Origin of the sequence: Streptomyces sp. (genome assembly GCF_036566765.1) — a bacterium.
Lineage (GTDB): Bacteria > Actinomycetota > Actinomycetes > Streptomycetales > Streptomycetaceae > Streptomyces.
The window spans coordinates 14,070-28,492 of the sequence record NZ_DATCVQ010000333.1; the positions used below are offsets into that span (position 1 = coordinate 14,070).

At 70.8% G+C, this 14,423-nt stretch carries 4 protein-coding genes; all 4 read left to right on the forward strand.

The window, feature by feature from the left end; all coding sequences use genetic code 11:
• The first annotated feature begins 75 nt into the window (after positions 1 to 75).
• Genes VIU94_RS19590 through VIU94_RS19605 form a run of 4 tightly spaced genes read left to right on the forward strand, consistent with a single transcriptional unit; the run spans position 76 to position 14,208 of the window.
• Positions 76 to 5,493 carry a type I polyketide synthase gene (locus tag VIU94_RS19590; RefSeq protein ID WP_331913124.1) on the forward strand — a complete coding sequence of 1,806 codons (5,418 nt, stop codon included), beginning with the start codon at positions 76 to 78 and terminating at the stop codon, positions 5,491 to 5,493.
• The gene (locus VIU94_RS19595; protein ID WP_331913125.1) at positions 5,493 to 7,823 is read left to right on the forward strand and encodes a lantibiotic dehydratase; all 2,331 of its coding nucleotides are present in this window, start codon (positions 5,493 to 5,495) and stop codon (positions 7,821 to 7,823) included. Before VIU94_RS19590 ends, VIU94_RS19595 begins: the two co-directional genes overlap by 1 nt.
• Positions 7,820 to 10,732 carry an AMP-binding protein gene (locus VIU94_RS19600; protein ID WP_331913126.1) on the forward strand — a complete coding sequence of 971 codons (2,913 nt, stop codon included), beginning with the start codon at positions 7,820 to 7,822 and terminating at the stop codon, positions 10,730 to 10,732. Before VIU94_RS19595 ends, VIU94_RS19600 begins: the two co-directional genes overlap by 4 nt.
• On the forward strand, positions 10,729 to 14,208 hold the full coding sequence (locus VIU94_RS19605; RefSeq protein ID WP_331913127.1) for an AMP-binding protein: 3,480 nt from the start codon (positions 10,729 to 10,731) through the stop codon (positions 14,206 to 14,208). The genes VIU94_RS19600 and VIU94_RS19605 overlap by 4 nt, the downstream gene beginning before the upstream one ends.
• Positions 14,209 to 14,423: the final 215 nt, after the last annotated feature.

Here is a 14,423-nt window from a genome sequence, read left to right on the forward strand (position 1 = left end):
TTTCAGCGACACGACCGATCCCGACCCGGGCCGTAGCTTCCAAGAGGTCGCACGTCGTTGATCGAGGAGGCCTCAGTGGACGATGACGACAAGATCGCGGTGGTCGGGGTCGCGGCACGGGTCCCCGGCGCGTCTTGCGTTGACGCCTACTGGCTGAACCTCGTCCGGGGCAAGGAGTCTGTGGCAGCGCTGAGCGACGAGCACCTGCGCGATCACGGCGTCTCCGAAGAACTGGTGACCAACACGGCGTACGTGAAGGCAGCCGCCCTGGCGCCGGACGCGCAGTACTTCGACGCCGACCTGTTCGCCATGACACCGCGCGAAGCGCAGACCTGCGACCCGCAGATCCGGCTGTTCCTCGAAGCGGCCCACTCGGCGATCGAGAATGCCGGCTACGACCCGACCGCCATCAGTGCGGGCACCGCGGTCTTCGCCTCGGCCGGCGCGCCGCTCTACGACGAACACCATCTGCGCCCCCAGAAGGACGCGGTGGGTTTTCCCCTCTCCGATGTGGCGTCCCTCAATCTCGGCGGCTACATCGCCACCATGGCCTCGTACAAGCTCAACCTGCACGGGCCCAGCGTGACCGTGCAGACCGCCTGCTCCAGCACCCTGGTCGCCCTGCACATGGCCTGCCAGTCGCTGCGCGTCGGCGACTGCGACACCGCGCTCGTCGGAGGGGCCAGCATCGACTTCCCGTTCGGCCACGGCTACCTCTGGTCGGAAGGAGGAGTCCAGTCGCGCAGCGGTCACTGCAGGCCCTTCGACGCGGAAGCCGACGGCACCGTGTTCGGCGGGGGCGCATGTGCGGTCATGCTGAAGAGACTTCCCGATGCCCTCGCCGACCACGACCACATTCGCGCCGTGATCCGCGGAAGCGCGATCAACAACGACGGATCGGACAAGGTCAGTTTCGGCGCGCCCAGCGCGGCCGCGCAGCGTGCCGTGGTGATGGAAGCACTGGCGATGGCCGATGTACGACCGGGCGACATCTCCTACGTCGAGGCGCACGGGACCGGCACCGTCGTGGGTGATCCCATCGAGATCAGCGCGCTGACCGACGCCTTCACCAGCCTCGCCGAGGAGCAACTCCCGTTGGGCAGCTGCTCCATAGGGTCGGTGAAGGGCAACATCGGGCATCTGGGGCCGGTGGCCGGCCTGGCGGGATTCATCAAGACGGTACTCGCACTGGAGCACGAGCAGCTGCCGCCCAGCATCAACTACCGGTCGCCCAACCCTCGGCTCGACTTCGGATCCTCCCCGTTCCGCGTACAGGACCAGCTCACTGCCTGGCCGCGGGACCCGGAGCGGCCACGCCGCGCGGGCGTCAGCGCCATGGGAATCGGTGGCTCCAACGCCCACGTGGTGCTGGAGGAGCCGCCCGCCCCCGCCCTCACACCCCATCAAGAGGAACCGCGTGCGGTGGTCTGGTCGAGCCCCACCGCGGACGCCGAGCCGGCCGTCCGCAGCCGCCTCGCCGATACCTTCCTCCAATTGGGGGAAGAGGTGTTCGCGGACGCGGTGGCAACCCTGCAGCACGGCCGCCAGACCCATCCGTTCCGGGCGGCCGCCGTGTGCACCGGCGCGCACGACGCGGCCACCGCCATGACGGCGGCCGACACCGGTCGCATCCTCGTCCCACGGCAACCGCTGACGGGCCCGCCTTCCGTCTGTCTGCTGTTCCCCGGTCAAGGTTCCCAGCATGTGGAGATGGCACAGGGCCTCTACCGGCGCGTGCCGAGTTTCACGCGGGCACTCGACGAATGGCTCGACCGGCTGGACTCCCCCGACCTGCCGCTCCGCGACTGCTGGCGCGGCACCGCGGGGCTGGACATCAACGAGACCTCCCTCGCGCAGCCTCTCCTGTTCGCCACCGAACTCGCCCTGGCACACATGTGGCAGCAGGCCGGAGTCCGTCCCACCGCACTCCTCGGCCACAGCCTGGGCGAGTTGACGGCCGCCACGGTTGCGGGAGTCCTCGAACCCGACGCTGCCGCCGCACTCGTCCTGGCCCGCGCCAGGGCGATGCGCGATCATCCCGCCGGCGGCGGCATGCTCGCTGCCGCATCCAGTGCGGAGGCGCTCCGCGACGTGCTCGGCGGGACCGTCACCGTGGCCGTGATCAACAGAGCCGACCAGGTAGTGCTGGCCGGGTCGGAGGACGACCTCGCCGACGTGGCCGCGGAGCTCACCAACCGTGGTGTCGCGTGCACCCGGCTGCCCACATCGAGTGCCTTCCACACGCCCCTGCTCCGGGAGGCCGCCCGCGCATTCGAGAAGGCCTTCACCGGCGTGACGTTGGCGCCACCGGCCCTGCCTGTCTACTCAGCCGCCACCGGACGCGTCATTTCCACGGACGAGGCTGTCGACCCCGCCTTCTGGGTCAATCAGCTCGTCGAGCCCGTACGGTTCGCCACCGCTCTGGACGCGCTGCTCGAGACCGGGCCCGGGGTGCTTCTGGAGGTGGGCCCCGGGCAGGTACTCACCGAGCTGGCCCGCCGCCACGAGCGGGTCCGGGACGGTTCCGTCGCCGTAGCGCCGACGCTGCCGAAGAGGCGAGGCGGAACGGCTGCCGGCGACGACGCCCACCAGGACATGACCGCCGTGCTGACCGCCGCGGCACACCTGTGGACGACCGGCGCCGACATCTCGTGGGAAGCCGTCGGGCAGGCTCCGCTCCGGCATCGGATCCCGCTCCCTGGCTATCCGTACCAGCGCAAGCGGCATTGGGTCGACGCGCCGCCGGACGCCCCCGCCCACGTCATGACGGCGCCGGATGCGCCCGGCGAAGCGCACACGGCACAACCGCCGGCCGCTTCAGGCGCCGTCCTCGAAGAGGGTCAGCCCGGCCCGTTCTCTTCCCTGCACTGGACCTGCTCCGCTCCGACACCACCGAATCTCACCCGGGCAGGGGCCACAGCCGTCGTCTTCCTCCCTGCCGCCGAGGACCGCGCGAACGACGTGGTGGCCGCGCTCGAGCGTGCCGAGATGCACACGATCCGGATCCGTCCGGCCGACGCCTACCGCCACGACGGCGACGAGTTCGCGATCCGCCCGGGTGTCACCGCCGACACCAAGCAGCTCTTCGACGAACTTGCCCGCCGCGGCATCGAGGCCGACCTACTGGTGCATGCCGTCGCCGCCGCTCCCTGGCCACCGGCAACCACGGCCAACGTCCAACAGCAGCTGGACGACAGCTTCTTCAGCGCACTCGCGCTGGTCCAACACGGGCTGCGGACCAGCGGGACGGGTCGTGTCCCCGAGCTCATCGCGCTGACCTCGGGCGCGGTCGACGTCTCAGGAGCCGACCCGGTCGACCCGGTGAAGGCGAGCGTCCACGGATTGGTGCGCACGCTGTCCGCCGAACTCCCCCGGCAGCGTTGCAAGGTGATCGACCTCTCTCCCCACACTCCCGTCGACGAACTGCGGGATGAACTCTGCCGTGCCGATGATGACCTCGTCGTCGCGCTGCGCGGGCGTCGCCGCTGGGTGCGCCGGGAAACGCCGCTGCGGGTGTCACCGGACCGCACATCGGCCCTCCGTTCCGGGGGCGTGTACGTCATCACCGGGGGGATGGGCGCGCTCGGCCTGGCAACCATGCGCAGCATCGCCGCGACGGGCATCCGTCCGCGTATCGCGCTGCTCGGCCGCACCCTCCCCGCTGCCGAAGAGCCCGTCGACGCCTGGTCGGCCGACGTCACCACCGCCGTCCGCGAAGCCACCGCGCTCGGGGCCGAGGTCCGGCTCCTCGCGTGCGACGTGGGCGACCCGCGGCAGGTGCGGCGCGCCCTCGACATCGTCGCGGCCGCCTTCGGGCCGGTCCAGGGGCTGCTGCATCTCGCCGGCGTGGCAGGCAATGGGATCCTGCAGGTCCGCGACCCGGCGCAGGCAGGCGAGGTGCTGCGCCCCAAGGTGCACGGGACGTTCGCCGTCGCGGAAGCGTTGGCCGGCCGCCCCGAACTCGACTGGACCGTGCTGTTCTCGAGTCGCGCGGCCGTCGACGGCCTCGTCGGCGGCGGGGACTACGCGGCGGCGAACGGGGTCATGGACCTGTGCGCTCGTCCCGGTCTGTTCCCCGCGCGCAGGGTGCTGAGCGTCAACTACCCGAGTTGGACGACCATCGGGATGGCCAGCCGGCCCAACGGCGCGCCCGCGGTGGGCGAACTGCACTGGACGACCAGGCTCGACGCCGCGGACACCTGGGCGCTCGACGAGCACCGGCTCGACGGCACCCCCATCCTGCCCGGAACCGCCCATCTGGACATGGTCACACGCGCATACGACCACACCGTGCCTGCGGCCGCCGATCTCGCGGCAGTGCTCTCCGACGTGGTTTTCGTCGCGCCCCTGACCGCGCGCCAGGCGCGGCGCGTCATCATCGCGTTCGCACCCGACGGCGCCGGCCACCGCTTCGAGGTCCGGTCCCAGCCTGCGGACGACACGACCGCGCGGTGGGTCAAGCACGCCACCGGACGGATCGAACGCCGGAGCGTCGAGGCGCCTGCCTGCGATCTCGCGTCGCTGCGCAAGTCCACGCGTCCGACAGCCGGATCCGCAGCCGGGTCCTTCACCCTCGGACCGCGCTGGAACGCGGTCCGGGACGTCCGCGACGGCGCGGACGAGCGGCTGGTCGAACTGCGGCTCCCGCAGCAGTTCACCGATGATCTCCGCACACACCCGCTGCACCCGGCGCTGCTGGACCTGGCCACCTCCGCGCTGCGGGGGTGCCCGGGGCCCGGCCCCGAGGATCGCGCCGACGAGGCGTATCTGCCGTTCCTGTACCGCGCGCTCACGGTCTTCGCGCCGCTCCAGGAGGAGATCGCCGTCCACATCCGCAGGAAGGAGACCCATCACGGACAGCTCGTGGCAGACATCGACGTGATCGGCTCCGACGGCCTCGTACTCGTCGCCGTCGAAGGCTTCACGATGCGGAGGACGGACCGGACGGCATTCGGCGCCGAACTCGATGACCAGAAGGACCAGGAGGCGGACCGCCAGGACCATGCAGGCATCGACCCGTCCGTCGGAACCGACATCCTGATGAGCCTGCTCTCCTCCCGAACCCCCGATCAGGTGCTGGTCCGCCCACACCGAAACGGCCGGCCGGTGCCGGTTCCGGTTCCGTCTCCCGCGCACCCCGCTTCCAGGCAGCCGACCTCTGAATCCCCTCGCACCGTGTCTTTCCTGCCGCTACCGCGAGCCGGGTCCGGGAACGCGCCCACAGGGCCTGCGGCACCGGCCGTCGGTTCCCCGACGGATACGACGCCGGCCTCGACCTCGGACCGTCTTCGCGGCCTGTGGGCGCGCACCTTGGGGCACGACCAGATCGCGCCCGACGACGACTTCTTCGACCTGGGAGGCGACTCGCTGACCGCGATCGAGATGATGGCGCAGATCAGAGAGGTGTTCGAGATCGAGCTGACCGTCGGATTCCTCTTCGAAGCCCCCACCTTGGCCGAACTTGCCGAGGTCATCGACCAGCGGGTGCGGTGATGACAGTCGCACCGCACGCCTCCCCCGTATCCGAGTCCACGACGGGGCCCGCACATCGCCTCACGCTGCACAACGACTGGTCGCTGTGGCGGCTGGCCGCCCTGCGCAGCGCAGGTATGCCGATCTCATGGCTCGACGCGTTCGCGGTCCCCTCCTGCGCGGACGACGACTCCGACGCCCGCAGCCGTGAGACCTCCGCAGCGGCAGCACGCTCCGTCGTCGCGCAGCCGGCCTTCCTCGAGGCTGTCACCTGGCAGAATCCGGCTCTCATCCGGAACTGGATGGGCCACTTCGCCGCCGACCTCGCCGCAGGCGGAGACGGACGCCTCTCCCGCAGGGACCAACGCGAAGCGCTGGTCGCCTTCCTCGCACAGCGCTACTGCGCAAAGAACGAGACCATCGGATTCTTCGGTCCGGTGGCCTGGGCACGGTTCAGCGACGACCACCCCGGAATCCGTGCCGGCGGCACCGCCGGCCTGCGCAGCCGCAGCCTCTTTTTCGAGCACTGGGCCGTCGATGCGATCGCACGCGCCTTCGCCGCGCGGCCGGCACTCCGCACCCACCTGATCGCGCGACGCCACCCGGCATGCTCCTTCGACGGGCGAGTACTGCGCCGGCCACGACGCCGCCCGCAGCATCTCGACGCCGACGAGGCCGCGTTGACAGCTCTCCTCGATCGGCCGCGCCGGGTGGGTGAACTGCTGAGCGCGTACGGACCTTCCGAAGCGCGGCCGACCGCCGAGCAGGCTCTGGAGCGGCTCGCAGCCACCGGTGCAATCCTCGTCGGACTGCCCGTCCCGGTCACCGATCGGCCCGAAGACGTACTGCGCGGGCACCTCGCGCAGATCCCCGACGAGAGGCTGCGCGGCGGCCTGCTGACCGAACTCGACCGTCTCGACGAAGCCGTCGACGCCGTCGCGGACGCGGCCGGCGACCCGATCGCGCTGCGCGACGCCCTGGACCGGCTGGGGGCGGAGTTCCGTTCCCTGGCCGGAGTCGGCGACCAGCGCGCCAAACCCGATCGCGACCTCGGGCGGTGCATCGTGTACGAGGACTGCCGGCGGGACCTCGACGTCACCATAGGCGTCGACCTGATCGACGACCTCCGCACCCCGCTCGGGCTCCTCCTGGACACCGCCCGCTGGCTCGTACGCGAGAGCGGAGCAGAGCTCGAGCGGGACCTCGCAGCACGCGCGGAATCCCTGCGGGCCGCCTCGGGGCGGCCGGTGGCACTGTGCGACCTGGTGATGGCCTCCGGCGACATCCTCAGCGGACTGCCCGGCACCGCGGTCTCACGAGTCGCCGACGACTTCCAGGCACGCTGGGCGGAACTGCTCGCCACCGCAGCCGAAACCTCGGCGTCCTCGGCCCGGCTCACCACCGAGGCGATGGCCCCGCTGGTGCGCAAGCTGTTCCCGGCCGGCTCGGTCGGATGGCGTGCCGCCCGGCAGCACAGCCCGGACCTGATGCTCCGCGAACGCCCCGGCCACCGTCCGCAGTGGGTGCTCGGCGAGCTGCACCTCGCCGTCAACACGCTGGAGAACCGCGCCTTCGCCACCCAGGCCGACGATCGTGCCGAACTGCGTGCGGCGACCGCAGCCGACTTCCCGGACGGCCGCTTCGTGCCCGTCTACCCGGCCTCGTCACCAGCGGTCACCTCACGCACCTACCCTCCCCTCGCCCTCGACCTTCCCGAGCTCTACCAGTACTGGTCCTGGGCCGCGGACGAGGGCCATCCCTCGGGCCGGACGGCCCTGCCCGGGGCCGGACTGCTCGTCGAACAGGACGACGGCGGCCGACTCCTCGTCCGCTCCGCCGAGGGCAACTGGCGGGCGCCGCTCACCGAGGTACTCGGCGAGTTCCTCACCGCAGTCGTCGCCAACCGGTTCAGCATCCGGCCCCGAGCCGGCCACCAGCCCCGCCTGCTGCTCGACGACGTGGTCATCGCGCGCGAAAGCTGGCACGTGCCGGTGTCGGAACTCCCCTACACGGTCGACAACGACTACCGCCATCGCGCGCTGCGCCGGCGGCTGCAGGATCTGGGCATGCCGCGGTGGGTGTTCGCCCGGACGCCGGACCAGCCGAAGCCCTACCTCGTCGACCAGGACGCTCCGCTGTCCCTCCGCAATCTCGCGCGGGGCCTGCGCCGAAGCGTCGCCGCCGACGCCGACGCCGCCATCACCTTCACCGAGATGCTTCCGTCCCCGGAGGAGCTGTGGCTCGCCGGACCCGACGGTCTGCCCCACACCAGCGAACTGCGTGTGGTCGTTCACGACGACGCCCAGGTCCAGTCCCCGCTGACGACGCCAGATCGGACGGCATCCGCATGACCGCATTCTCGTCAGCCTGGTTCAGCGACGTGGTCAATCCGGACGGGGACGGACCTCTCGTGATCGCGCTGCCCTACGCCGGCGGCTCAGGGCGCGCGTTCCGTCCGTTGCACCGGTACCTGCACGGCGACAGCGTGCTGGTGCTCGTCGACCTGCCGGGACACGGCACCCGAATGTCCGAACCCTGCCTGCGCGATGCCGACGACGTCGTCACCGAGCTGCTCGACGCCTTGGAGGAACTGCCGGCGGAACGGATCGTGCTCCTGGGGTACAGCATGGGCGGGTGGCTCGCCTACGAAGCGGCCGCGCGACTCGCCGACGCGGGAACTCCGCCCATGGGCCTCATCGTGTGCGGCACCCGCGCTCCCCAGAGCGGGATCGGGCACCCGTCGGTCACGACGCATCCCCCCGGCAGGGAATTCATCCGCGAAGCCGTCGAGATGGGGCTCGCAGCCCCGGAGATGCTCGAAGTCCCGGGCATGGCCGAACTCTTCGCCGAGCCGCTGCACGCCGACTTCGCAGTGGTGCAGAGCTACCGCCACCGGCCACGCCCCCCGCTCTCCGTGCCGACCTGCGTCGTCGGCTTCGACTCCGACTGGCTGGTACCCGAGCCGTCGCTCCGGGCCTGGGACGACGTCTGCGCGCATCCGCTGCAGAGCCGCGTCAAGGGCTCCCACCTCGCACTGCACGAGGACGAGACGGCGTTCGGCGCCGCGGTGGCGGCAGGAATGGCACACATCACAGCCGTCCGTCCCTCGCAGTCGGTCACGACATCCGGGCTGAACCCGGCCACGGATCGGGCCGTCTCCGAAGACGTCACCGCAGTGGGCCTCGTCGCGCGGACAGCGCAACAGACACCGGACGCACCGGCCGTCGTGGAGAAGGACCGCGTCGTCTACACGTACCAGGAGCTGCTGAAACTCTCGGCACAGGTCGCCGGGCTGCTCCACGAGCACCGCATCGAACCCGGACACCAGGTGGCCTTCATCGGACGACGCCGTCCAGAATCCGTCGTCGCGATACTCGGCACAGCTCTGGCGGGTGCCGCGTTCGTGCCCATCAGTGACCAGTGGCCGCTCGAACGGACTGCGTACGTTCTGCGCTCGACACGGGTCCGCTGCCTTCTCGGATTCGCCGAGGACCTGGCCCTGTTCGAGCAACTCACGGCCGTCTGCCCCGATCTCACCGACGTCGTGCTCCTCGACGTCCACACGGAATGTCCTCCGCAGCCACGCCACGCATCGCCGCCCGCGGAACAAGCCGCCGCCGAGAGCGACTTCAAAGCGATCGCCGATCACGTCTTGGCCGAACAGCCGGGCACCGTACTGCAGATCGACCTGGGGCAGGGCGACCTGCTGAAGCTGGTCGCCCCTCACGTGGACCTGTTCACCGCCGTCGACGCGGACCCGGACGCGGTACGCACAGCGGCCGCGTGGGCCCAGGAGCACGGCGTGTTCGCCGACCTTGTCGTCGGACACCCGGAACGCCTCGACGAGCTCCTGTCGACGACCGTCGACGTGGCCGTCGTGCCCGCGGCGCCCTCCCCCGCGCTGCTGCACGCCCTCGCGAAGGTCGTCCGGCCCGGCGGCGCCGTACTCCTGCCCGGTACCGTCCCACACGGACCCGACCACGCCTGGGCAGTCGAGCCTCCGACGCCGGGCAGGCAGACAGGCGTACTGCGTCGAACAGACCTTCCGCCGGACACAACAGACCAGGCCGCCCAGCGCATTCACACCAGATGGCACCTCGCCCGGCAGCCCGATTCCCCGCCGCCCGTTTCGGCCGCTCCGGGCGACGTCGCCTACGTGATCTACACCTCGGGCTCCACCGGCCGCCCCAAGGGCGTCGCGGTCAGCAACAGCGCACTGATCAACACGCTCTCGGCATCCGCCGACCAGTTCGCCGTCCAGGCCGACGACAAACTCCTGCAGGTGACGTCGTTCTGCTTCGACCTCTCCATCTTCGACGTCTTCGGGGTGCTGTCCGCCGGAGGCGCCCTGCGCATCGCCGGCGACACCGAACTCGCCGAACCCCGAGTGCTCGCGCAGGTGCTGCTCGACGAAGAGATCACCCTGTGGAACTCGGCGCCCTCGATGTTCGCCTGGCTCCTCCCGTTCCTCACCGACAGTGACGCGCCCCGTCAGCAACAGAAGTCGCTGCGCCTGATGTTGCTCGCCGGAGACTGGATCCCTGTGTCCATGCCGGACGAAACCCGTGAGGTCTTCCCCAAGGTCCGGATCGTCAACCTGGGCGGAGCGACCGAGACCGCCATCTGGTCGTGCTTCTACGAGATCGACACCGTGGATCCGCAATGGCCGAGCATTCCCTACGGACGCCCGCTGAAGGGCTCGCGCTACTACATCCTCGACGAGCAGCGACAACCCACCGCGCTCGACGAGGTCGGCCAGATCTACACGGCCGGTGAATCACTCGCTCTCGGATATCACGGAGACCCCGCACAGACCGCACGGAGCTTCGTCCCCGATCCGTTCCGGCCCGGTCAGCGCATGTACGCCAGTGGCGACCGCGGCCGCTGGCGGGCGGACGGCCAGATGCAGTTGCTGGGCCGGATCGACCACCAGGTGAAGGTTCGCGGATACCGCGTCGAACTCGAGGAGATCGAGGCCGTGATGGCCAGTGCGCAGGATGTTCGGTCGGCCGTCGTCGTCACCTGCGACCGTGACGGGAACCGGACGCTCGCCGGCTTCTACACCTGCCGCGGAGCCGGGACGTCCAGTACCGAGATGCGCGAGCTGCTCGCATCCCGTCTTCCGCCTTACATGATCCCGAGCCATCTCGGCTGCCTGGACGCACTCCCCCTCACCCAGAACGGCAAGGTCGACCGGACGGCGCTGGCACAGCTCGTGATCCAGGCGGATCCGACCACCGCCCCCGGAGGTCACCGATGACCGGCCCCGACAGCAGTCTCGCCCGTCGACTGCACGCCATCTGGACCGACCTGCTCGGCGACACCGGACCCGATGCCGGACTCCTCGAAGCGGGCGGACACTCGGTGCTGGCAGCCAGACTCATCGCCCGTATCGGCACCGAGCTCGATGCCACACTCAGCCTCGCCGCCCTCATCAGGGACAATCCTTCACTCACCGACCTCGTCGCGCTTGTCGAGCAGGCCAGGCACGAACCCGCCCCGGCCGCCACGGCCGCCCCACGTCCTTCCGTCCCGGAGACCACGGCCGGCCATCGACCAAAGTCGGAGCCCATCTCACCTGCCATGCGCAGGATCTGGACGTGGCACCAGCTCCACCCGGACTCCCCCGCCTACAACGTCGTACGGGTGCTCGCGCTCGACGCCCAGGTGCAACCCGCACCGCTGCGCGCCGCCCTTGCGGACGTGGCCGACCGGCATGAAGCCCTGCGCTGCCACGTCGTCGAACCCTCACCTGCCCGTGCCGAGATCGTCATCGACGAGGCAGTCTCCGTACCGCTCGTGATCGACGTCGTGCACGGCACGTCACACGACGACGTGGCCGACCAGGTCGACGCCGCACTGCGGCGGCTCGCCGACCGGCCGATCCCCCTCGATGCCGGACCACTGTGGCGGTGCGGCCTCGTCTGGTCGCCCGGCACCCAGCGCACCTGGATCGCCTTGGTGATGCACCACCTCATCAGCGACCTGCGCTCGTCGGACATCGTGCTCAACGACCTGGCCACCGCCTACGCGGCCCGCCAGGCCGGATCCGCACCGCAGTGGCCGCGCCCGGCCCCCCGCCTCCTCCCCCACCTCCGCCGCCAAGGCGGCCTCGTCGACTCCGCGCGGTGGAAAGCGGACCTCGACTGGTGGTGTCAGCAGCTGGCTGCCCGCACCGCGCTGCCCGCGCCCGCCCCTCTCCCGGCCGGGCCGGACGAGCACCGGGCCGCCACCCTCACCGTCGACCTCCCGCCCCGGGCCGGCCGTGCCGTGGACTCGTTGCTGCGCAGCGCCGGAGTCACGCCGGCCGTCTTCTTCCTGACCATCGCCGCATCGGTTCTCGCTGCACGCTCCGGCGGCGACCCGGGTGTGGTCGGCGTGCCGAGCGTACGGGTCGCGGAGCCCGCAGACGAGCAGACCGTCGCCTTCCTCCTCGACACACTGCTGCTGGACCCTGGCCATCCCGCCGCCGACGGGCGCAGCGTCCTCGACGCGTGCACGGCAACACGGCTCACGCTCCTCGACGCCGTCGATCACGCAACGCCCACCTACGACGAGATCCTTGACCGCCTGCAGCTCCCCCGCACGTCCCGCAGTCCCCTCGTCCGTCTGTGGTTCAACGACCTCACCGGGGCAGCTCCACCAGCACGCTTCGGCGGGCAGTCGAGCACGGAACACGACCTCGCACCCGGGTGGGCGCTGTTCGACCTCAGCCTGTACGTCAAACGCACCGCTGCCGGTTACCGCCTGCACCTTGTCGCCCCGCAGGGATCAGCACCCCACGAGGTCGCCGACCTCACCGAATTCGCCGAGCAGGTGGCACAGGTCTGCTCAGCCGCCGCGACGGACCCGCAGCGCCGCCTCGTCGAACTCCTGCCGTCCACGCGAACCGGCGGACCCGGCACCGCACCATTCGCCCTCGATGATGCGCCGTCGACGGTCGAACTCCTCGCCCGTACGGCAGCCGAGCAGCCCTCCGCGCCCGCCCTCGACACCGGCGACGGAGTCGTCGACCGGCACACGCTCGACCGCGCCGTCACCGCCCGCGCGGCGCAACTGCTGGAAACGACCGAACCCGGAGCCCTGGTCGCCCTGCCCGCCCGACGGGATCGGCTCTTCGTCGAGCGGCTGCTCGCCTGCATGCGCGCCAAGGTCACCCCCGTGCTGATCGATGCCGCATGGCCACCGGCACGCCGGGACGCAGCGGCTCTCGGCAGCCACGCCTCCTATGCCTTCCCCTTGGACGACGGCCCCCTGCAAGCGCTCCCGACCCCACCCCGGCAGGCGCACGGCCTCCCGTCGGCAGCTCATGTGCTCTTCACCTCCGGCACGACCGCGGATCCCCTCCCGGTGTTGATACCGACACCCGTGACCGACGCCGCAGTCGCCGACCTCGTGACCTGGCTCGGAGTGAGCGCCGACGACCGCATCGCCCTGCTCAGCGGCCCCGCCCACGACCCTGCCCTGCGCGACATCGGCCTCGCGGTACGGACGGGAGCATGCCTGTGCCTGCCGACGCCGAGTGAGCAGGCCGACCTCACCGGCCTGGCGCACTGGCTGCACGCCCACCGGATCAGCGTCCTCAGCGCGACCCCGACGCTGCTGGCGCTCGTCCTCGGCGGGGACCGGAACACCCAGCTCCTCCCCCACCTGCGTCTCGTCATCTGTGGCGGCGCCCCGCTCACCACGGCGACGGCGGCGCTGATCAGGTCGCGGGCCCCGAAAGCCGTGATCGTCAACGGCTACGGATGCGTCGAGCTCCCGCAACTGGTGGTCGCCCACCGCCTCGACCCGGACGACCCGCTCCCCGACACCTCCCACGTACCCATCGGTCGCCCGCTGCCCGGCAGACGGGTCGAGCTCATCACCGAGGACGGGCGCCGGTGCACCGACGGAGAACGCGGTGAACTCCGCGTCGGCGAGCCGTGGATCGCGTCCGGATACCTCGCCGATGCGCCCGAGCGGTTCGTCACCGCCCCCTTCCGTCTGGTGCGCACCGGCGACCTCGCGCAGCGTGACTCGACCGGGCTGCTCCACCTGGTCGGTCGCCTCGATCGGCAGGTTCTGGTCAATTCCCACCGCGTCCTGCTCGACGAGGTCGAGGCTGCGGCACGCGGCTGTCCCGGGGTCGCGGAGGCGGTGGCCGAACTTGTCGGCGACGAAGACCACCAGGCGCTACGGCTGTGGGTACAGCCCCGGGCTGCGGAGGCACGTCCAGAAGAGGCCTTCGTACGCGCGCATCTCGCCGAAGTGCTCGCTGCGCCGGCGCTTCCTGCCACGATCTCGATCGTCGACCGACTGGAACTGTCCGCGAATCTCAAGCCCGCTGCCCCAGGCACGGGAGCGGAGGCTGCTCCTTCCGTCGGGGCCCCGGTGTCACTCGATGACCGACTCCAGGACACGGCAGCGGCAGTACTGGGCCGCCCGGTCTCCCCCACTGCCAACTTCTTCGACGCCGGCTTCACCTCGATCACACTGCTGCAATTCGGGGCAGGGTTGAGCACGGTCCTCGGTCGGCGGCTGGACCCGCTCCTTCTGTTCCAGCACCCGAACCTGCGGGCGCTCGCTGCCGCTCTCGATCTGACCGCCCCCACCCATGCGGAGTCGGGCAACACCCGTCACGGCAGCCCGGCGCCCCGGACCCCCGACGAGACCAGCCACCACGACAGCCGCGAGCGGCTGCGGGACGCACGGCGCCGGGCCAGGCAGCAGATCCGCTCATCCACGGACCAGTGAACCGCCCCATCGGGCAGGACACCTCGCGCAAGCCCGCAGCCGGGCTGGGGAGGATGGATCAGTTGACGCTCAGACCCGGCAATCTGGACGAGGCCGCGAGAACCGGCCGAGTGACACCAGGACCGCTGTCCCTTACCGGCCCGGTGTTGTGGGAGTTGGTCCCGGAGGCCTGGCGGACTGATGTCTCCGAGCTGGCGGCCGAGGTGCTCGACGCC

Coding starts and splice junctions, on each gene's coding strand:
- VIU94_RS19595 (WP_331913125.1), top strand. CDS start 5,493: ATGACAGTCGCACCGCACGCCTCCCCCGTATCCGAGTCCACGACGGGG.
- VIU94_RS19600 (WP_331913126.1), top strand. CDS start 7,820: ATGACCGCATTCTCGTCAGCCTGGTTCAGCGACGTGGTCAATCCGGAC.
- VIU94_RS19605 (WP_331913127.1), top strand. CDS start 10,729: ATGACCGGCCCCGACAGCAGTCTCGCCCGTCGACTGCACGCCATCTGG.